The organism is Azotobacter chroococcum, from assembly GCF_004339665.1.
GTDB classification, from domain to species: domain Bacteria; phylum Pseudomonadota; class Gammaproteobacteria; order Pseudomonadales; family Pseudomonadaceae; genus Azotobacter; species Azotobacter chroococcum.
In genome coordinates, this window is sequence record NZ_SMMU01000055.1 from 1 (window position 1) to 19,136 (window position 19,136).

The following is a 19,136-nucleotide window of genomic DNA, read 5'->3' on the forward strand; positions in this document are numbered from 1 at the left end:
GCAACCGCGCTCTTTCTTGAGGACTGAGGATGATTCTGTAATGTTCCATGCCGACATTATGCATGACGCAGATTTAGCTGTGTCATAACACTAGGACGTGCCGCTTGATCAGCGAGAACAGCAGGTAGGAGACGAGGCCGCCCAGCACCGGCGAGAGCACCCAGGACACGGCGATCTCGCCGATCTTGCCCCACTGCACCAGGGCGAGGGCGGATGGTGCGCCATCGAGCATGACCCCCAGGGCGATCGAGCTGCCGACGATCGCGCCGATGATCGAGTGGGTGGTGGAGACCGGGTAGCCCTTCTTGGTGGCAAACAGCAGCCACAGCGCCGCGGCCACCAGCGCCGACATCATGATGTAGACGAAATCCATGGGCGCCAGGGCCATTCCGGCCAGGTTGACGATCCCGCCGCGGATGGTGCTGGTGACCTCGCCGCCGGCGATCACCGCGCCGCTCACCTCGAACACCGCCGCCACCAGCAGGGCCTGCTTGATGGTCAGGGTGCCCGCGCCGACGCTGGTGCCGAAGGAGTTGGCCACATCGTTGCCGCCGATGTTGAAGGCCATGAAGACCCCGAACAGCGTCGCCAGGATGAACAGCATGACCTGGCTGTGGTTGGTGTAATCGAGCCCCCAGTACATGAAGTAGGCGGTCATCGCGACAAAGCCGATGGCGAAGAACAGACTGAGGGGGAAAACACCGGCAACGCCGAGCGATGCCGGGCCGGCGGGTGTCGGATTGACCGACGAAGCGTGATTGGACATGAGTCTCTCCATAGGGGAATAACGTGTCGTACTGCTTCCCTGACGCCTGCTCACGATCTGCTGCACATGGACCCTGCGACGTTGAGACGGATTTCAAGCGGCGGTCCGGCACCGGCGCCCGGCATGACGCTGCGGAGAAAATGAAACGATTCACTTCCCGAAACGCCATTCCCTTGGGCGATTGACTCGGTAAGGGCCTGGCTTGCCGGGTCCTGAACAGGCGCTTGTCACCCCGGCAGCATGGCCTGGTGCTTTCGAAGGTTTTGCCCGAGACGGAAATCGACCGGGGCAGGGTATGGCTGGATGGTGAAAGGAAAATGATGGGTGCATACGGCAGCGGGTCTTGCGCCGGCTTCGGGAGGGCGCGCCAGGGCGGTTTGCGCGGCCCTGGCGCCGCCAGCGAGGCTCCGCGCGGGGAGGCGAGAGCGCCAGGGTTCCCGGTTCAGCCGTGCCGGCCGGCCTCCAGCATGTCCTGCGGACGCACCCAGGCGTCGAAGTCCTCGGCGCTGACGTGGCCCAGCGCCAGGGCCGCCTCGCGCAGGGTGCTGCCCTCGGCGTAGGCCTTCTTGGCGATTTCCGCGGCCTTGTCGTAGCCGATGTGCGGGTTCAGCGCGGTCACCAGCATCAGGCTGCGCTCGAGGTGCTCGGTCATTCGCTGCGGGTCCGGCTCCAGCCCCTCGATGCAGTGCAGGCGGAAGTTGTGGCAGCCGTCGGCAAGCAGGCGCACCGACTGCAGCAGGTTGTGGATGATCACCGGCTTGTAGACGTTGAGCTGCAGGTGTCCCTGGCTGGCGGCGAAGGCGATGGTGCTGTCGTTGCCCAGCACCTGGCAGGCGAGCATGGACAGGGCCTCGCACTGGGTCGGGTTGATCTTGCCGGGCATGATCGAGCTGCCCGGCTCGTTGGCCGGCAGGCGCACCTCGGCGAAGCCGGCGCGCGGGCCGGAGCCGAGCAGGCGCAGGTCGTTGGCGAGCTTCATCAGCGCCACCGCCAGGGTCTTCAGCGCGCCGGAGAGGTGCACCAGCGGCTCGTGGCCGGAGAGGGCGGCGAACTTGTTCGGCGCCGAGACGAAGGGCAACCCGGATAGGGCGGCCAGTTCGGCGGCGATGGCTTCGGCGAAGCCCGGCGGCGCGTTCAGCCCGGTGCCGACCGCAGTGCCGCCCTGGGCCAGCTCGCAGACCGCCGGCAGCGCCGCGCGGATCGCCCGCTCGGCATAGTCGAGCTGGGCGACGAAGGCCGACAGCTCCTGGCCGAAGGTGATCGGCGTGGCGTCCATCAGGTGGGTGCGGCCGGTCTTCACCAGGTGGTTATGCCGCACCGCCTGCTCGGCGAGGGCGCCGCTCAGTTCGCCGATCGCCGGCAGCAGGTCGTGCTGCACGGCGCGCACCGCAGCGATGTGCATGGCGGTGGGGAAGCAGTCGTTGGAGCTCTGGCCGTGGTTGACGTGGTCGTTGGGATGCACCGGGCTCTTGCCGCCGCGCTGGCCGCCGGCCAGTTCGTTGGCGCGTCCGGCGATCACCTCGTTGACGTTCATGTTGCTCTGCGTGCCGCTGCCGGTCTGCCAGACCACCAGCGGGAACTGGTCGTCGAGCCGCCCGGCGAGCACCTCGTCGGCGGCCTGCTCGATCAGCCGGGCGATCTCCGGCGGCAGTTCGCCGATGCGGTCGTTGACTCGCGCGGCGGCCTTCTTGATCAGCGCCAGGGCGTGCAGCACGGCCAGCGGCATGTGCTCGCGGCCGATGGCGAAATTGATCAGCGAGCGCTGCGTCTGGGCGCCCCAGTAGGCCTCGTCGGGAACCTCGATCGGCCCCAGGCTGTCGGTTTCGGTGCGGCTCATTGTGGCGAATCTCCACGAAAGTTGGGGACTAGCGAAGTGTAGACGCCGCCTCCGCCGGCCTGCCTTGAGGCCCCCACCGGCTTGGGCGCAGAATGATTCAACCGGGGGCTGTTCCCCTTTTGCCTTGCCTAGAAGGATGTCCGAATGTCCCGTTTTCGAGTGCTCTGCGCCGCCAGCCTGCTGCTCTGCGCCAGCGGCCAGACACTGGCCGATGCCACCAGCCATGCCGCCGTCGCCGAGAAGTTCCTCCAGGTGGTGCGGGCCGACAAGCTGACCGTGCCGGTCTACGCCCAGGTGCAGCAGATGTTCGCCCAGCGCTTCGCCGAGTCCAAGGCGCCGCAGAGCAAGCAGCCGCTGCTCGAGCGCTACCAGGCCCGCGCCAATACCGCGCTGGACCGGGCGGTCGGCTGGGACAAGCTCAAGCCCGATATGGTCAGGCTCTACACCGCCACCTTCAGCGAAGGCGAGATGAAGGAACTGGTCACGTTCTACCAGTCGTCGCTGGGCCAGAAGGTCCTGCAGAGCATGCCGGCGCTCACTGCACAATCGGCACAGATGACCCAGGCCGCGTTGGAGAAGGCGGTGCCGGAAGTGAACCGCCTGCTGGATGACATGCAGAAAGAGCTGGGAGAGGCCAAGAAATGACCGCCAAGATCGAACGCATCAAGACCGCCCTGGCGGCCCTCGAACCCCGGTACCTGGAGGTGCTCGACGAAAGCCACATGCACAGCCGCGGCCTGGAAACCCACTACAAGGCGGTGATCGTCAGCCCGCAGTTCGCCGGCCTGGGCGTGGTCAAGCGCCACCAGAAGGTCTACGCCACCCTCGGCGAGCTGATGGGCCAGATGCATGCCCTGGCCCTGCACACCTACACCCCCGAGGAATGGGCGGAGCGCGGCATCGCGCCGGACTCGCCGCTCTGCGCCGGCGGCAGCAAGCACGATCACTGAGGGCGCCGGAGGCGGCAGTTTGCCGCAGTCCGCCTGCCCGCTCCCGCTGCGGTAAACTCCGCCCTGCGCCGGCCCCGCCGGCGCAGCCATTTTCAGGGCATCGACAGCTTTTTTGCCGGCCAGGGGCCACACCCCCGGCCCGGCTGACTACGATCAGAAAACGCACCTCCCACACGCGCTACGGAGTTCGTATGAGTCAGCGCCTGCTCTATGTAATGGATCCGATGTGCTCCTGGTGCTGGGGCTTCGCCCCGGTGGTCGAGGAGCTGGCCAGTCAGGCAGCGCGGGCAGGCGTGCGCCTGGACTGGGTGGTCGGCGGCCTGCGCCAGGAGCGCTCGCCGCTCGGCGAGCCGGCTCGCGCGCGCATCCTCGCCCACTGGCAGGCGGTGAGCGACGAGACCGGCCAGCCCTTCAACTTCGCCAAGGGCATGCCGGAAAACCTGGTCTACGACACCGAGCCGGCCTGCCGGGCGCTGGTGGTGGCGCGCCACCTTGCGCCGCGGCGGGTGGCGCGCCTCGCGCGGCTGATCCAGCGGGCCTTCTATCTCGAAGGCCGCGACGTCACCCAGGCGCGGGTCCTGCTGGAGCTGGCCGAAGCCGCCGGATTCGCCCGCTGCTGCTTCGCCGAGGCCTTCGACAGCGCCGAGCAGCGGGCCGCCACCCGCGCCGATTTCGCCTGGGTCGAGCGGCTCGGCATTGCCGGCTTCCCGACCCTGCTGGCCGAGCGCAACGGCATGCTCGCTCTGCTGACCAACGGCCATCAGCCGCTCGAGCGCCTGGCACCCCTGCTGGAGCGTTGGCTGGGGCGTGTCGCCCATGCCTGAACCCAACGATCGCCTGAGCTGGGCGGAGATCCGCCGGCTCGCCCTGCATCACCGCAAGGCCCTGCTGCTGGCCAACGGCATCGCCGTGCTGGCGGCCTTGGCCAGCGTGCCGATTCCGCTGCTGCTGCCGCTGCTGGTCGACGAGGTGCTGCTCGAGCAGGGCGATGCGGCGCTGCGGCTGATGGACCACCTGCTGCCCGCCGCTTGGCAGAACGCGGTCGGCTATATCGGCCTGATGCTGCTGGTGAGCTTGCTGCTGCGCGGCGTTGCGCTGCTGTTCAACGTGGTGCAGGCAAAGCTGTTCGCCGGGCTGTCGAAGGATGTCGTCTACCGCCTGCGCATGCGTCTGATCGAGCGCCTCAAGCGCATCTCTCTCGGCGAATACGAAAGCCTTGGCAGCGGCACCGTGACCGCCCACCTGGTCACCGACCTGGATACCCTGGACAGCTTCATCGGCGACACCCTGAGCCGCTTTCTGGTCGCGCTCCTGACCCTGGCCGGCACCTCGGCGATCCTGATCTGGATGCACTGGCAACTGGCCCTGCTGATCCTGCTGTTCAACCCCCTGGTGATCTACGCCACGGTGCTGCTCGGCAAGCGCGTCAAGCACCTGAAGAGGCTGGAGAACGACAGCACCGCGCGTTTCACCCAGGCGCTCGGCGAAACCCTCGAGGCGATCCAGGAGGTGCGCGCCGGCAACCGCCAGGGCTTCTTCCTCGGCCGCCTCGGCCAGCGCGCCCGGGAAGTGCGCGACCGCGCCGTCGCCTCGCAGTGGAAGACCGACGCCTCGAGCCGCGCCAGCGGCCTGCTGTTCCAGTTCGGCATCGACGTGTTCCGCGCCGCGGCGATGCTCACCGTGCTGTTCTCCGACCTGTCGATCGGCCAGATGCTCGCGGTGTTCAGCTACCTGTGGTTCATGATCGCCCCGGTGGAGCAACTGCTCGGCCTGCAGTACGCCTTCTACGCCGCCGGCGGCGCCCTGGCGCGGATCAACGAGCTGCTCGCCCGCGCCGACGAGCCGCAGTACCCCGGCGGCGTCGATCCGTTCCGCGGGCGCACCACGGTCGGCATCGAGGTGCGCGACCTGCATTTCGCCTACCGCGACGAACCGGTGCTGGACGGCCTCGACCTGTCCATCGCGCCCGGCGAGAAGGTCGCCGTGGTCGGCGCCTCGGGTGGCGGCAAGAGCACCCTGGTGCAGCTCTTGCTCGGCCTCTACAGCCCGCAGTCGGGGAGCATCCGCTTCGGCGGCTCGACCCTCCAGGAGATCGGCCTGGAGCGGGTGCGCGAGCACGTCGCGGTGGTCCTGCAGCAGCCGGCGCTGTTCAACGACACGGTGCGCGCCAATCTCACCCTGGGCCGCGAGCGCAGCGACGAGGCCTGCTGGCAGGCGCTGGAGATCGCCCAACTGGCGGCGACCGTGCGCGCCCTGCCGCAGGGCCTGGACAGCGTGGTCGGCCGCTCCGGCGTGCGCCTCTCCGGCGGCCAGCGGCAGCGTCTGGCGATCGCCCGCATGGTGCTCGCCGACCCGCAGGTGGTGATCCTCGACGAGGCCACCTCGGCCCTCGACGCGGCCACCGAATACGCCCTGCACCAGGCGCTGGGACGTTTTCTCCAGGGCCGCACCACGCTGATCATCGCCCACCGCCTGTCCGCGGTGAAGCAGGCCGACCGGGTGCTGGTGTTCGACGGCGGGCGCATCGCCGAGCAGGGCGACCATCACCAGCTGATCGCCGAGGGCGGCTTGTACGCCAAGCTCTACGGCCATCTGCAGCACTGAGTCGCTACCAGCTGCAAGCCTCCGGCGGACGAACGAACCACTCTCCCGGCGCGCCCTCGTGGAGCGTCACCGCAGTCAATCCCTGGAGGACGAAGCCGAGGTCCGCGCGGTCGCCGCTGGCCAGAGCGCGGCTGAAAAACCAGCCGCCGGCCTCCGCCCGCCCGCCGAAGACATGGGCGATGGGCGAGGCGCTGACGATCGCGCAGGTCGCCGCGGGGACGCCCGGGTCTTCCACCAGCACCGTGCGGATCGCCTCGCTGCGCTTGCCGCGCCGGTTGGTCGTGCCGTAGGTGCAGTGGTAACGGCCGACGCGGCGGCTGTCGACGCTGCAGTCGACGCCGACCGCCAGCTCGCCGTCCCGGGCGTCGCTGGCGCGGGCGCCGGGATCGACGAAAGGCTCGCCGAGCGGCAGGCGCAGCGGGTTCGGTCCCTCGATGGTCACGCGCGGCCGGTCGTCCGCCGGCTCGCCGGCGCGCGGATGGCGGGCGAAGAAGTTCCAGAGGATGTCCGGATGGCTGGGGCCCTGGCGCAGCGCGTAGGGGCCGTCGTGGCCGTGTTCGCCGCCGATCCAGTAGTGGCCGCGGTCCTCATCATCTGCCGCCGGGGTCTCCAGCGGCCCCCGGTAGAACAGCGTCTCGACCAGCGAGCGGCTGGCGCTGTTGCCGTCGGCAGTGAACACCTCGCGGCGGCAGCCGTAGTCGTCGCCACCGAATACCGGGAAGCAGCGCCCCTGCGCCGCCAAGGCGGTGGCCGGGATGTCGAACGGCGGGGTGCCGAACGCTTTGAGGTGGGCGTCGCGCAGGCGGCGTCCGGCGCTCTGCACCACGGTGCAGTCGTTGTCGTTCTGCACGACCAGCAGCGGGATCGGGTAGGGGGCGTCGAGTTCGGCGCGCATGTCGGCGGCCACCTGTTCGACGCTGTGGAAGCTGGCGCTGCTCAGCGGACAGCTGGCGAAGGACACCGCCTGCGCGTCCTCGCCGTAGGGCAGGCCGGCCACGCTGGCCGCCGCCGCCCAGTACTCGTTGTGGGTGGTCGCCGCCACCACGCTCATCGCTGCGCCCGAGGACAGTCCGGCGATGTAGCGGCGCGCCGGGTCGACCGCGTGGCGGGCGCCCACCGCCTGGGCGATGCGCAGCAAATCCTCCGCCTCGCCGCGGCCCTGGTGGCGCTGTCCGTCGATCCAGAAGCCCCAGCAGTTGGCGTTGCGCAGCTCGTCGTAGCCGGTGACGAAGGGCGCCACGAGGATGAAGCCATGGCGGTCGGCGGCGGCGGTCAGGCCCCAGTCGCGCAGCACGTCATCGTGGGTCATCCGGCAGCCGTGCAGCGCCATCACCAGCGGCGCCGGTTCTGGAAGCACGTCCGGCAGGTAGACCCGGTACTGGCGCTCACGCGAGCCGGGATAGTCGGCGGCGGGCAGGGTATGGGACTCGAGGCTGCCGGCCCAGGCGGCCAGGGCCGGCAGCAGGAGCAGGGGGAGGGCAAGCAGGCGGGGGGTCCATGTCCAGGGCATCACGGCGTTTCCTTGTCGAGACTGGTCCGGCATCGCTTCGCTGCAGGGTAGATCGCTCCCGCGGCACTGGCCAGTGCAGGCCGAATGGGGCGCAGTCGAAGGCGGCGGGCTAAATCCCGCCCGGCGGACGGGCCCGCGGCGGATTTCTGGTCGATACTTCCTCCATTGCCTGTGCTGAAGCGGTGAGCGCCATGAACCTCTCCCGGTCCCTTCGCGGCTGCGCCCTCGGTATCGCCCTGCTGGCCGCCGGGGCGGACCTGGCCGGCTCGGCGACGGCGCCCTTCCAGGCGCGGACGGACGCCGACGGCGTGCAGCGGGTGAGCCTGGTGGGCGGCAGCCATTTCTTTCGCCCCGCGCATATCCTCGCCCGCGCCGGCCTGCCGCTGGAGTTCACCCTGAGTCGGGAGCCGGGCATCGTCCCGCACCGTTTCGTGCTGGAGGCGCCGGATGGCTCTACGCTGGCCGATGTCGAACTCGACGAGACGCCGCAGCGGCTGCGCCTGACCCTGGCGGCCGGCGGCTATGTCTTCCACTGTCCGAACCGACTGCTGTTCTTCAAAAGCCACCGCGAGCAGGGCATGTCCGGCCGGCTCGAGCTCAGGGAATAGCGCATGCTATGGGCACTGTTCGTCTTCGCCCTGCTCGGTGACACCATGAGCGACCCGCTGGCCGAGGCGGAAAGCCGCTTCCAGGCGCTGACCAGCTATCGGGTCACGGTGCGCGCGACGGCCGGCGACGGCGAGCGGCATGTGCTGCGCTACTTCTACCGCAAGCCCGGCTGGATGCGGATGGAGTTCGTCCAGCCGCACGAGGGAATGGTGCTGATCTACGATCCCGGTACACGCCGGGTGAGGGTCTGGCCATTCGGTCTGAACCGCCTGCCGCGGTTCAGTTTCGCCCCGGACAATCCACTGGTTCGTGGCCCGCGCGGGCACCGGGTCGACCGCTCGGATATCGGTACCCTGCTGGCCCATCTCCGCGCCGTGGTCGCGCGCGGCAGCCTAACGACGCTCGGCGAGACACAAATCGCCGCGCGGCCGGCCGCGGGCTTCGAGGTCCGCGGCGAGGCGCATGCGAGTCGCCCGGAGGTGCAGCACTATCGGATCTGGCTGGCGCGGGACAGCCTGTTCCCGTTGCGGGTCGAACACTTCGCCGCCGATGGACGTCTGCTCGAGCGCGTCGACATGGCGGACGTGGAAATCGACGTGCCCCTTCCCGAACGGTTTTTCACACCCTGAGTCGAGGGCGTCCATGGACGCGGCCAACCGCTACCACCTGACCACCCTCTGGCAGCTCGACGCGCCGCTTGCCGCCGTGTGGGAGGCGATCGTCCAGGCCGAGGACTGGCCCGGCTGGTGGCGGGGCGTCGAGCGGGTCGTCACCCTGGAGACGGGCCGCGCAGGCGGCGGTCTGGGCACCCGCCAGTGCTTCACCTGGAAGGGTGCCCTGCCGTACCGGCTGTCCTTCGTCTCCTGCGTGACCCGCCTCGAGCCGTTGCGCCTGCTCGAGGGGCGGGTCGAGGGCGAACTCGAAGGCAGCGGCCGCTGGTGCTTCGGCGGCGACGGCGGACGGACCTGGGTGCGCTTCGACTGGCGGGTGCGCACCACCCCGGCCTGGATGAACCGGCTCGCCCCGCTGGCGCGGCCGTTGTTCCGCTGGAACCATCGGATACTGATGCACGCCGGTGGCATCGGCCTGGCCCGGCGGCTCGGTACGCGTCTGGCCTTTCAGGCGACTTGGTCGACCTGAGCTGTGCGGCGCCGCCTAGTGCCGGTCTTCCATCCGCCGCTGCTGCTTGTCATAGGCCTGGTAGTCGGCGGTTTCCTCGGCGTTGGACGCCTCGAATGGGCGGTCGGTGGCCGACAGACTGACCGCCAACTCGCTGGCGTCCACCCGGACGACGCCATGCACCGCACGGGCCAGCTGCAGGGCTTCGTTGCGTTGCCGGTGGCTGTTGACCATGCCGCTGAGGAACACCTCGCCGCCGTGGGTCTTGACGTGGATGTCCTGGCCGCGGGTATCCCTGGCCAGCGCCAGGGAGGATTTCACGTTGGCGGTGATCCAGGTGTCGTGAATGGCGGCGCCGAGGCCGTGGGGCGTATGGCTGGACGATGGGCTTTTCATGATGGCGAACCTCTCGAATGGAACAGGCATGGGCCCGCTTGCCCGGCGGGCCTTGCATCGATTGTCTCCAGCCGGGAAACCATCGGTGACCACCTGCAAGTATAGATGCGCCGCTGTCGGCAGCCGCCGCTCGGGCGACCGGGCGTCGCCTGGTGCCGGGCGCAACTGCCGCTTGCCCGGCGCCCGGTCTTCGCCTGTGCTTGAGGGTATCAGTGCACGCTGCGACCGCGAGGAAGCACCATGAACGCCATACCGGAAAGCACCCCCTTCAACCCCATCGGCACCGACGGCTTCGAGTTCGTCGAGTTCACCGCGCCAGACGCCGCGGGCATCGCCCGGCTGCGCGGGCTGTTCGGCGCCATGGGCTTCACCGAAACCGCCCGGCACCGCTCCAAGGAAGTCTTCCTGTTCCAGCAGAACGGCATCAACTTCGTCCTCAACGGCAGTCCCGACGGGCCGGTGCGGGCCTTCGCCGAGACGCACGGGCCGAGCGCCTGCGCCATGGCCTTCCGGGTGAAAAATGCGCTTCAGGCCGCGGCCTACGTGCAGGCCCGGGGGGCGAAACTGCTGGGCAGCCATGCCAATTTCGGCGAACTGAACATCCCCTGCATCGAGGGCATCGGCGGCTCGCTGCTCTACCTGGTGGACCGCTACGGCGCGCGCAGCATCTACGACGTCGACTTCGATTTCATCGAAGGCCGCACGGCGCAGGACCACGAAGTCGGCCTGACCGCCATCGACCACCTGACCCACAACGTCGAGCGCGGGCAGATGGACGTCTGGGCCGGCTTCTACGAACGCATCGCCGGCTTTCGCGAGATCCGCTACTTCGACATCGAGGGCCGGCACACCGGCCTCCTGTCCCGCGCCATGACTGCGCCCTGCGGGAAGATCCGCATCCCGATCAACGAGTCGGCCGACGACCATTCGCAGATCGCCGAATTCATCCGCGACTACCACGGCGAGGGCATCCAGCACATCGCCCTGGCCACCGACGACATCTACGCCACGGTCCGTGCGCTGCGCGCCAGGGGCGTGGAGTTCATGCACACCCCGGACACCTACTACGAGAGGATCGATACCCGTGTGCCAGGCCACGGCGAGCCGCTGGACGCCTTGCGCGAGCTGAACATCCTGATCGACGGCGCGGCGGGGGCGGAGGGCATCCTGCTGCAGATCTTCACCCGCACCCTGATCGGTCCGATCTTTTTCGAGATCATCCAGCGCAAGGGCAACCAGGGCTTCGGCGAGGGCAACTTCCGCGCCCTGTTCGAATCCATCGAGGAGGATCAGATCAGGCGCGGGGTGCTGAAGGGGTAGAGGGTAGGGTGGGAAACGGCCGCAGGCCTTTCCCACCGAAGCGCAGCGGGATCAGCCCTCTCCGAGACGGGGAGGCGCGCCGGCCGTACCGCCGGCGGCCGGGGAGGGCAGCGTCGCAGGGCTCGCGGTGAGCGGCGCCTGCCAGTGCTGCAGCTGGCGGGCCCAGTCCTCCAGGGGGATTCGCGCGTCCTGCTGCCAGATGCGCCGCCACAGCAGCCCGAGATGCTCGAGGCGGCCGCGGTTCATCGGCAGCTGCTCCGTTTCGGGCAACAGCTGCCAGCGGCCGTCGCGTTGCGCGGCCAGAGCGAAGCGGAACGGATGGGCGCCGGTCATGCCCAGGCGCAGGTCGGTGACCACCAGCCGGCCGTCGATCTCGTCGTAGCGCAGCCAGTCGTCGGTGAACCACTTCAATCGCGCGTGCTGCGGCGAGTCCTGCAGCCGGGCGGCCAGAGCCGTGCCGCGGGGCAGGCGGACCAGCTCCGGCGGCCGGCGGTCGAGCCAGCCGACCAGCGCTTCGTGGTAATCCTCGCCGTCGCGCACCAACACCCGCCAGAGCAGGCTGTTGAAGGGCGTCGGCGTGCTGAACAGCGCCTCGGCGCGGATGCCCTGGCGCTGCAGCTCCGCCGTCACCCGGCTCTCGGCCATCTGCTTGCCGGCCAGGGTCAGGCCCAGGTAGAGGCTCGACAGGCCCAGCGCCCAGTACTGCCAGCGCAGCCCCCGGCCATGCAGGCGGTAAAGGGCGCCGGCCAGCACCGCGCCGAGCAGCGGCAGGGTGTACAGCGGATCGATGATGAACACGCTCGACCAGACCACCGGCGGCGTGGCCAGCGGCCAGAGCAGCTGGGTGCCGTAGCTGGTCAGGCTGTCCAGCAGCACATGGGTGGCCAGCACCAGCCAGAGGGCGAGAAACAGGCGCCCGCCGCCATAGCCCGGATGCGGCCTGAAACGGCGCAGCAGCCAGGCCAGCAGCAGCGAAAGGCCGCTGAGGACGAACAGGGAATGGCTGAAGCCGCGGTGGTGGGTCATGTTGGCCACGGCGTCGCCGTAGTCGATCAGCACGTCGAGATCGGGCAGGGTGCCGAGCAGGGCGCCATAGAGCAACGCCTTGCGTCCCTGCCAGCGCCCGAGCAGCGCGCCCTGCACGCTGGCGCCGAGCACGGCCTGGGTGAGCGAATCCATCGGTGAGTCCCGCGAGACGGAGGAAATGGAGGGCAAAGGTAGCCGAGCCGGGGTGGCGAATGGAACTCTGGTTGTGGAGCCGAGCGGGCCATTTTCCGCGTGAATCCGGCATTCAACCGAAAGTTCGGCTTTCCTCGTAGCGGGCTTGTTGGGGAGAGTCTGGAGTGCGACCTGGGCTCTCTCGAAGAGCGATGGTCGATAAGTGATGCAAATGTTTAGGTGGTTGACGAGTTGATGTGCTTCTGCTGGAGCGATGAGCGGCAGAGGGACTTTTTGAAAAATTTAATTTCCCTCCTAATCTCAAGAGTCAATCTTGGGAAGTTTGAGTTGATTGATCAAAGTGCCATGGGCTGGCATTTTGGGTGCGGTGTTCTGCTCTTACAGAAGTTAAGTTGCTCTTTCATCAAGCCCTGATGGCTTGGGCTGAGGGGCATTGATCATTAGGGTGGGAGTAGGATTTTCCACCGATGGGCTTTGTCTCAGGATGAGAGTTCTGCAATAGGAGTCGCCAGTCCGCAATTCTTCTCCAAAAGTCGCTTATTTGATCGCGAAGTTGTGGTAGCAAAGCCGTCCTTTGTGGAGGCAAACATGGAGATGGATCAACGCATCGGCGCGTGGCTCATCGACGGGGGATGTTTCTTCCGCGTTTGGGCTCCGAACGCCCGGAAAGTCTCCGTGCTCGTCCAGGACGGGCCTTATTGGGAAGAGGTCGACATCGCCATCAGCAAGCCGCTTGAAAGGAGTAACGACTATTGGAGCGGAAAAGTACCCGGTGTGCGGGCATGGCAGCTTTATCGGTTCAAGTTGGAATTAACGGACGGGAAGGTTGTTGAGCGGCTCGATCCTGCAGCCCGTGACGTCCTGAGTTCGGAGTTGACGCGCCAGGACCCCAGCAGTCGTAATGCTTCGATAGTGCTCGACAATGAGCCGCTCCCCTGGACGCCTTTCGAGACGCCACGCTTCGGGAACTTCATCATTTACCAATTTCACATCGGCTCCTTCTGCGGGCGCGAAGATCAATTCAACAAGGCATGGGGCACCTTTGCCGACGTCGAGAGCAAGCTTTCCTATATTCGGGAGCTGGGATTCAACTGTATCCAGCCGCTGCCGGTCCAGGAGTTCGCTATGGATCGCTCCTGGGGCTACAACCCTGCTTCTTTCTTCGCGCCGGAGTCCTCCTACGGCTCGCCTTTCAATCTGGTTCACTTCGTCGACGCTGCCCATCGCCATGGGCTGGCTGTGATTTTCGACGTCGTCTTCAATCACGCCGGACCTCACGATAATGCCTTGTGGAATTTTGACGGTCATACCAATGAGGACGGCGGTATCTATTTTGAAAACGGCCAGATGACATCGTGGGGACGCGGGCCGGCTTGGTGGAAGCGGGAGGTGCAGGACTATTTCCATCAATGTGCCCGTATGTATCTGGAGAATTACCGCGCCGACGGGCTGCGATTCGATGTCACGACGCAAATCAATGGCGAGCATCTCAAGCTGGTCATGGGTCGCCTGAGGCATGAGTTTTCGAACAAGTATTTCATTGCCGAACATCTGCCGGATCACTCGTGGATCATCCGGACGGGGCGCTTCTGTGCCACCTGGCATGCCGATACCCATCACGAGTGCCAGCGGGCCCTGGCCGGGCAGACCCCTCTGGACAGGGTCAAGTCCATCCTCGGTTGGGATGGCTACGACCACAGCTGGAACTTGGTGAAGTACGTACTGGGATCGCACGATGATGTGGGCGATCTGGAAAACGGCAACGCCGAGGATGGAGCCACCAACTGGGACAAGAGCCACCGCTATTTCATCGACCAACTGGGCGGGCGGGAAGACTGGCTGGCGCGGGCCAAATGCAGGCTGGGCTGGGCGTTGAACATCGCGATGCCCGGCACACCCATGCTGTTCATGGGGACGGAGTGCCATATGGCATTCCCCCATGTCGGCTGGGGTTACTGGCACGATGGCCTGGATCTGCGTGGGGATCACCGCTTCCACTGGGGAATCGCCGGCGACCCGCTCGGCATGGAGATGCGCCGGCTGGTCGCAGCGTGCAATGCGGTGCGTTGGGAGAATCCGGCGCTCAGGGCCGACTCCTTGTGGATTAGCCATGAGGACCCTGCAAATCAGGTTCTTGCGTTCCTCCGTCGTCTCGATGGCAATCTGGTACTGACCGTAGTGAATCTGGGTGACTCCAGCTTCAGCGGGCACAGCTATGGCGTGCGGGTGAGTGGCGAGATGGGGCAGTGGACCCAGCTCCTATGCACCCAGGATGCGGTCTTCGGCGGCTGGGACGGTGCCGGCAATGCCTTTTACGAGCCCGGGACCCAGCCAGAGGGAATGCTCTACATCAATCTTCCGAAGTGGAGCGTCGTCATGTTTCGGCACAAATGAGTTCGGATCCATGGGCGATCCATAGCCGTAATGATCACCGACAGGCCCCCCAGAGGGCCCAACTCGCTGATTGACCGGGAGACCAGCATGAAACGCCATGTCTTTGTCGCCATGCCCTTCGGCACCAAGCCCGCTCACGATGGCCAACTGATCGATTTCAATCGGGTCTACGACGACTACATCGAGCCGGCGCTGCGTGAGGCGGGCATGGAGGTATTCCGCGCCGATCAGGAACTGCGCGCTGGCGATATTCGCACCGACATGTTTCAGGAGCTGCTGATGGCTGATGTCGTGGTTGCCGACCTGACGCTGGACAATCCCAACGTGTGGTATGAGCTGGGTGTGCGTCATGCCCTGCGGGCCCGGGGCATGATCCTGGTGCAGGGGCCGCGGCCGTATCAGCCCTTCGATATCTACACCGATCGCAAGCTGAATTACCGTCTGAAGGACGGCGCTCCCGACCCGGCCACGCTGGCCGAGGACCGCAAGCGTCTGACCGACATGGCGCGAGTCACCCTCGAGGCCTGGCATGGCCGCAAGGTGAGCCCGGTATATGGCCTGCTACCCCAGTTGCGCGAGCCGGACTGGAAGACGCTGCTGCTCACGGAACACACTGAGTTCAGTGATGCCTACCAGGAATGGGCCAGCCGCGTCGAGATCGCGCGGCAAAAGTCCTGCGCGGGCGATATCCTCGTTCTGGCCGACGAAACACCGACACGGGCCTTGCGCATCGAGGCTAAGCGCGCTGCTGGCGACGCCCTGCTTAAGCTCAGGCAGTATGCGTTTGCTCTGGAGCAGTTCGAGGCCGTGCTCACGCTCGATCCACAACATAAGGGTGCCCGCGAGAAGAAGGCGGTCTGCCTCGGTCGCCTCGGCCGCTACGAGGAGGCGCGCGAATGGGGGCGGCGTCTCACTGAGGACTATCCGGCTGACGCGGAGGTCTGGGCGCTTGCCGGTCGCGTCGCGAAAGACAATTGGAGTAGCCGCTGGCGCCGCGACAACGTTAGTCCCACAGAACTGCGCGAGGCGGCTGGCAGCGAGGAGGCCGCCTTGGCCGAGGCGGTCGAGCTTTATCGCAAGGCGTTCATTGCCGACCCGTCGCACTACTATTCCGGCATCAATGCACTGACCTTGAGCCTGCTGCGCCGCCACCTCGGCTGCGACAGCGACGCCAACGAAATCGACAAGCTCGCCGGTGGCGTGCGCTGGGCCAGTTGCACAGCACTGGAGCGCAATGGCAAGGACTATTGGGCGCGCGCCAGCTACGCCGAACTCTGCCTGCTGCTTAGCCCATTGCAATCGGTGCAGAAGGCCTACCGCGCCAGTGCTGCAGCCGCCAACCGCGACTGGTTCGCCCTCGACTCTTCCCGCCAGACTCTGTGCCTGTTGCGCGACCTCGAATATCGCCCTGCGGAAACTGCTGCTGCGCTCGCCATCCTGGATCAGGAAATCGCACGCAGTATGCCGCCGTTCGCGCCGCGCCAGGTCCTGCTCTTCAGCGGCCACATGATCGACACGCCCGAGCGCGCCATGCCGCGTTTTCCCGCCGACAAGGAAAGTATCGCCGCGCAGAGGATCGCCGCAGCGCTCGACGCACTCGGCGCCGGTCCCGGCGATCTGGCGCTGGCCCAGGGCGCCAGCGGTGGCGACATCCTCTTTCTCGAAGCCTGCCAGGCGCGCGGTGTGCGCCTGCAACTGATGCTGCCGTTGGAGGAGCCCGAATTCATCGAACGCTCCATCCTCCCGGCCACCAATGGCGAGCAGTGGCGCGAGCGCTACTACGCGCTCAAGGCCGGCCAGCAGAATGCGCCACGCATCATGCCCGACGAACTCGGACCGCTCCCGAAGAGCGGGCCGGACGAGTCCGTGAGTCCCTTCGAACGCTGCAATCTGTGGTTGCTGTACAGCGCGCTCGCCTGGGGTGTGGACAAGGTGCGCTTCATCTGCCTATGGGACGGCGGCGGTGGCGACGGGCCGGGCGGCACCGGGCACATGTACCGGGAGGTGAAGCGACGGACGGGGCGAGTGGCCTGGCTGGATACCCGAACGCTATGGTGAGGAGGCTGCAATGTCGCGGATCTTTCTCAGCCATTCCAGCGTCGACGAACGCGAAGCCGTCGCGCTGAAGCAGTGGCTGGCCGACAATGGCTGGGACGATGTCTTTCTCGATGTCGATGCCGAGCGTGGCCTCATTGCCGGCGAGCGCTGGCAGGAGGCGCTGAAGCGCGCCGCCGACCGCTGCGAGGCGGTGGTGTTCGTGGTCTCGCCGGCCTGGGCGAAGTCGAAATGGTGCCTGGCCGAGTTCCTGCTCGCCAAGAGTCTCAACAAGCGCATCTTCGGTGTCGTGATCAAGAGCGTTGCGTTCGGCGAGCTACCGACCGAGATGACCGCCGAGTGGCAACTCTGCCATCTCGTCGGGCTGGGCGCGACGGAAACCATTGCCTGCCTCCATCGTGAGCAACCAGTCGAGGTCGCGTTCCTGGCCGAGGGCCTCGGCCGCCTGAAAGCCGGTCTACAGAATGCCGGTTTGCGCGCCGATTTTTTCCCCTGGCCGCCGAAGGAGGATCCGGAGCGTGCCCCTTATCGTGGCCTTGAGCCGCTTGACGCGGCCGATGCGGCGGTCTTCTTCGGTCGCGATCTGGAAATCCTGGAGGGGCTGGACAAGCTGCGCGGCATGCGCGCGTTGGGGGCGGAAACCTTGTTCGTCATCCTCGGCGCCTCGGGCGCCGGAAAATCCTCCTTCCTGCGCGCCGGGCTGCTGCCGCGCCTGGCACGTGACGACCGCCACTTTCTGCCACTATTGCCGATCCGTCCGGAGCGCAGCCCGCTCTTCGGTGAACGTGGCCTCGCCCATGTCATCCACGAAGCCAATGGGCGGCTGAATTTGCAGCCCACTACCTTGGGAAGCGTGAAGGACGCGCTCGGCCAAGGTGCCGAAAGCTTCCTCCCTCTGCTGCGAAACATCCAGAGCGCTGCACGTGCCCGGCTCGTGGGTCTGCCGGACGACGCGCCGCCGCCGACGCTGGTGCTGTCCATCGATCAGGCCGAGGAGCTGTTCAACGCCGATAGTCGAGTCAACTCACGCGAAGGCGACGAAACGCATGCCTTTCTCGAGCTGATCGGCATGGTGCTGCGTACTTCCCTGACCGAAGACCGGGCTGGCAAGCGTGCGCCGATGATCGTCATGTTCACGATCCGTTCAGACCGCTACGAGCCCCTGCAGACGGCGCCCGAACTCACCGAGCTGAAAAGCCTGGTGTTCGATGCGCTGAAGCCTATGCCGCGTGCTCAGTTCAAGGAAGTCATCTGTGGCCCGGCCCTGCGTGCCACTGCCAGTGGGCGCAGCTTGGCGATGCCCCCCGAACTGGTCAACCGCCTGCTCAGTGACTGCGATCAGCAGGGTGGCGATACCTTGCCGTTGCTCGGTCTGACGCTGGCCCGTCTGTACCGTGAACTCGGCAGCGATGGCGATTTGTCCCTTGACGAGTACGAGCGCATGGGCGGTATGGCTGAGGTCATCAAGGACGAGGCAGAGTCCGTCCTGTCGCCGGACCCCGCAACGCGCCAGACCCAGCTCGAACAACTGCACGATGCCTTCATTCCCGCGCTGGTTACCATCAACCCGGACAGCGAACAGCCGATGCGTCGTGTGGCTAAGCTGCCTGACCTGCCGGCTGACAGCCGGCCGCTGGTACAGGCACTGGTGGACAAGCACCTGCTGCTGAGCGATCTGCGCGGCGGCCAGCCGGTGATCGAAGTGGCGCATGAGAGCCTGTTCCGTCAGTGGGATGTGCTGGTCGACTGGTTGCGCGAGGAGCGCACGGATCTGCTGGAGGTGGATCGGCTGGAGCAGGCGGTTTCCGCCTGGATCAACAATGACCGGAAAGCGCCGTGGCTGATGGGCGGCGAACGTCTCGACCGCGCCGAAGCGCTCGCTGCCAAACAGCGCTACAGCCGACGGCTGGAGGGCTCACGCGAGTTTTTGTTGGCGTCACGCCAATGGGAGAGAAAACAACGCGAGGAGGAAGATCAGCTGCGCAATGAAAAGCTGGACGCCGAGACGGCGGCGCGGCGGGAGGCGGAAAAGCGGCAGCAGGAGGCCCAACTGGCTGCACGGAAACTGTGGGCGGCAGTCGTCGGTGTTGCGTTCTTATTCATCATTACTGTGGTTTTTCTTGGCAGCACCTTTTACCACTGGAAAAAGGCACAGATTGCACTGACACAGGCGCATGCGTCGCGTCTGGTAAGTGGAAGTATAGCCATGGTGTATAACATGAACTCTGGCGGCGCTGAGCGTGGAGTGTTGCAACTGGTCGCAGCAGAGAAAATAGCCCCTCGCGTCTCGGTGGAAGGAGCACTGAACCGCCCCGGGAATCTCGGAGGCTCTTTGGTGTGAGTCATGCCGCCAGGGCTGACTCGTCGAGTTGTCGATAATACGTCGCTTCAGCTTCC

The 19,136-nt window shown here is 66.5% G+C and carries 16 protein-coding genes; 11 read left to right on the top strand and 5 right to left on the bottom strand.

Annotation, left to right across the window (positions count from 1 at the left end; all coding sequences use genetic code 11):
• Positions 1 to 82: 82 nt before the first annotated feature.
• Both EV691_RS21630 and EV691_RS21635 read right to left on the bottom strand, forming a co-directional pair.
• The gene (locus EV691_RS21630) at positions 83 to 766 is read right to left on the bottom strand and encodes an inorganic phosphate transporter (protein WP_131301064.1); all 684 of its coding nucleotides are present in this window, start codon (positions 764 to 766) and stop codon (positions 83 to 85) included.
• 442 nt (positions 767 to 1,208) lie between these two features.
• Complete coding sequence (locus tag EV691_RS21635; protein WP_131301066.1) at positions 1,209 to 2,603, bottom strand: class II fumarate hydratase; 1,395 nt, start codon at positions 2,601 to 2,603, stop codon at positions 1,209 to 1,211.
• Between the two features lie 144 nt (positions 2,604 to 2,747).
• Between EV691_RS21635 and EV691_RS21640 the strand changes: the two genes are divergently transcribed.
• From EV691_RS21640 to EV691_RS21655, 4 genes are all read left to right on the top strand, one after another.
• Entirely contained in the window at positions 2,748 to 3,248 is a 501-nt protein-coding gene (locus EV691_RS21640; protein WP_131301068.1) for a DUF2059 domain-containing protein, read from the top strand.
• Positions 3,245 to 3,553, top strand: coding sequence for a BolA family protein (locus EV691_RS21645; protein WP_131301069.1), 309 nt, complete (start codon positions 3,245 to 3,247; stop codon positions 3,551 to 3,553). The genes EV691_RS21640 and EV691_RS21645 overlap by 4 nt, the downstream gene beginning before the upstream one ends.
• Before the next feature lie 191 nt (positions 3,554 to 3,744).
• Entirely contained in the window at positions 3,745 to 4,377 is a 633-nt protein-coding gene (locus EV691_RS21650) for a DsbA family protein (protein WP_207390273.1), read from the top strand.
• Complete coding sequence (locus tag EV691_RS21655) at positions 4,370 to 6,157, top strand: ABC transporter ATP-binding protein (protein ID WP_131301071.1); 1,788 nt, start codon at positions 4,370 to 4,372, stop codon at positions 6,155 to 6,157. Before EV691_RS21650 ends, EV691_RS21655 begins: the two co-directional genes overlap by 8 nt.
• Positions 6,158 to 6,161: 4 nt before the next feature.
• Here the strand turns inward: EV691_RS21655 and EV691_RS21660 are convergent, their stop codons facing one another.
• Entirely contained in the window at positions 6,162 to 7,667 is a 1,506-nt protein-coding gene (locus EV691_RS21660) for an extracellular catalytic domain type 1 short-chain-length polyhydroxyalkanoate depolymerase (RefSeq protein ID WP_131301073.1), read from the bottom strand.
• Between the two features lie 191 nt (positions 7,668 to 7,858).
• Between EV691_RS21660 and EV691_RS21665 the strand changes: the two genes are divergently transcribed.
• Genes EV691_RS21665 through EV691_RS21675 form a run of 3 tightly spaced genes read left to right on the top strand, consistent with a single transcriptional unit; the run spans position 7,859 to position 9,416 of the window.
• On the top strand, positions 7,859 to 8,275 hold the full coding sequence (locus EV691_RS21665; protein ID WP_131301075.1) for a quinol oxidase: 417 nt from the start codon (positions 7,859 to 7,861) through the stop codon (positions 8,273 to 8,275).
• A 3-nt stretch (positions 8,276 to 8,278) separates the two neighbouring features.
• On the top strand, positions 8,279 to 8,905 hold the full coding sequence (locus tag EV691_RS21670) for a LolA family protein (protein WP_242672630.1): 627 nt from the start codon (positions 8,279 to 8,281) through the stop codon (positions 8,903 to 8,905).
• A 13-nt stretch (positions 8,906 to 8,918) separates the two neighbouring features.
• The gene (locus tag EV691_RS21675) at positions 8,919 to 9,416 is read left to right on the top strand and encodes an SRPBCC family protein (RefSeq protein ID WP_131301077.1); all 498 of its coding nucleotides are present in this window, start codon (positions 8,919 to 8,921) and stop codon (positions 9,414 to 9,416) included.
• A 15-nt stretch (positions 9,417 to 9,431) separates the two neighbouring features.
• Here the strand turns inward: EV691_RS21675 and EV691_RS21680 are convergent, their stop codons facing one another.
• A complete protein-coding gene (locus tag EV691_RS21680; protein WP_131301079.1) occupies positions 9,432 to 9,791 on the bottom strand; it encodes a BON domain-containing protein in 360 nt (119 codons plus the stop codon).
• 240 nt (positions 9,792 to 10,031) lie between these two features.
• On the opposite strand from EV691_RS21680, the gene hppD reads away from it, so the two are divergent.
• Positions 10,032 to 11,111 (top strand): 4-hydroxyphenylpyruvate dioxygenase, encoded by a 1,080-nt coding sequence (hppD, locus tag EV691_RS21685; RefSeq protein ID WP_131301081.1) that lies wholly within the window; start codon positions 10,032 to 10,034, stop codon positions 11,109 to 11,111.
• Positions 11,112 to 11,162: 51 nt separating this feature from the next.
• Here the strand turns inward: hppD and EV691_RS21690 are convergent, their stop codons facing one another.
• Positions 11,163 to 12,290: a metal-dependent hydrolase gene (locus tag EV691_RS21690; protein WP_131301083.1), complete on the bottom strand. Its 1,128-nt coding sequence runs from the start codon at positions 12,288 to 12,290 to the stop codon at positions 11,163 to 11,165.
• A 588-nt stretch (positions 12,291 to 12,878) separates the two neighbouring features.
• Here EV691_RS21690 and EV691_RS21695 point away from each other — a divergent pair.
• From EV691_RS21695 to EV691_RS21705, 3 genes are all read left to right on the top strand, one after another.
• Complete coding sequence (locus tag EV691_RS21695) at positions 12,879 to 14,684, top strand: alpha-amylase family glycosyl hydrolase (RefSeq protein WP_131301085.1); 1,806 nt, start codon at positions 12,879 to 12,881, stop codon at positions 14,682 to 14,684.
• A gap of 87 nt (positions 14,685 to 14,771) precedes the next feature.
• Positions 14,772 to 16,742 (top strand): tetratricopeptide repeat protein, encoded by a 1,971-nt coding sequence (locus tag EV691_RS21700; protein ID WP_131301087.1) that lies wholly within the window; start codon positions 14,772 to 14,774, stop codon positions 16,740 to 16,742.
• Positions 16,743 to 16,752: 10 nt separating this feature from the next.
• The gene (locus EV691_RS21705) at positions 16,753 to 19,080 is read left to right on the top strand and encodes a toll/interleukin-1 receptor domain-containing protein (RefSeq protein WP_131301089.1); all 2,328 of its coding nucleotides are present in this window, start codon (positions 16,753 to 16,755) and stop codon (positions 19,078 to 19,080) included.
• Positions 19,081 to 19,136: the final 56 nt, after the last annotated feature.

Coding starts and splice junctions, on each gene's coding strand:
- EV691_RS21695 (WP_131301085.1), top strand. CDS start 12,879: ATGGAGATGGATCAACGCATCGGCGCGTGGCTCATCGACGGGGGATGT.
- EV691_RS21700 (WP_131301087.1), top strand. CDS start 14,772: ATGAAACGCCATGTCTTTGTCGCCATGCCCTTCGGCACCAAGCCCGCT.
- EV691_RS21690 (WP_131301083.1), bottom strand. CDS start 12,290: ATGGATTCGCTCACCCAGGCCGTGCTCGGCGCCAGCGTGCAGGGCGCG.
- EV691_RS21640 (WP_131301068.1), top strand. CDS start 2,748: ATGTCCCGTTTTCGAGTGCTCTGCGCCGCCAGCCTGCTGCTCTGCGCC.
- EV691_RS21660 (WP_131301073.1), bottom strand. CDS start 7,667: ATGCCCTGGACATGGACCCCCCGCCTGCTTGCCCTCCCCCTGCTCCTG.
- EV691_RS21665 (WP_131301075.1), top strand. CDS start 7,859: ATGAACCTCTCCCGGTCCCTTCGCGGCTGCGCCCTCGGTATCGCCCTG.
- EV691_RS21645 (WP_131301069.1), top strand. CDS start 3,245: ATGACCGCCAAGATCGAACGCATCAAGACCGCCCTGGCGGCCCTCGAA.
- EV691_RS21670 (WP_242672630.1), top strand. CDS start 8,279: ATGCTATGGGCACTGTTCGTCTTCGCCCTGCTCGGTGACACCATGAGC.
- EV691_RS21655 (WP_131301071.1), top strand. CDS start 4,370: ATGCCTGAACCCAACGATCGCCTGAGCTGGGCGGAGATCCGCCGGCTC.
- EV691_RS21675 (WP_131301077.1), top strand. CDS start 8,919: ATGGACGCGGCCAACCGCTACCACCTGACCACCCTCTGGCAGCTCGAC.
- EV691_RS21650 (WP_207390273.1), top strand. CDS start 3,745: ATGAGTCAGCGCCTGCTCTATGTAATGGATCCGATGTGCTCCTGGTGC.
- EV691_RS21680 (WP_131301079.1), bottom strand. CDS start 9,791: ATGAAAAGCCCATCGTCCAGCCATACGCCCCACGGCCTCGGCGCCGCC.
- EV691_RS21630 (WP_131301064.1), bottom strand. CDS start 766: ATGTCCAATCACGCTTCGTCGGTCAATCCGACACCCGCCGGCCCGGCA.
- hppD (WP_131301081.1), top strand. CDS start 10,032: ATGAACGCCATACCGGAAAGCACCCCCTTCAACCCCATCGGCACCGAC.
- EV691_RS21635 (WP_131301066.1), bottom strand. CDS start 2,603: ATGAGCCGCACCGAAACCGACAGCCTGGGGCCGATCGAGGTTCCCGAC.
- EV691_RS21705 (WP_131301089.1), top strand. CDS start 16,753: ATGTCGCGGATCTTTCTCAGCCATTCCAGCGTCGACGAACGCGAAGCC.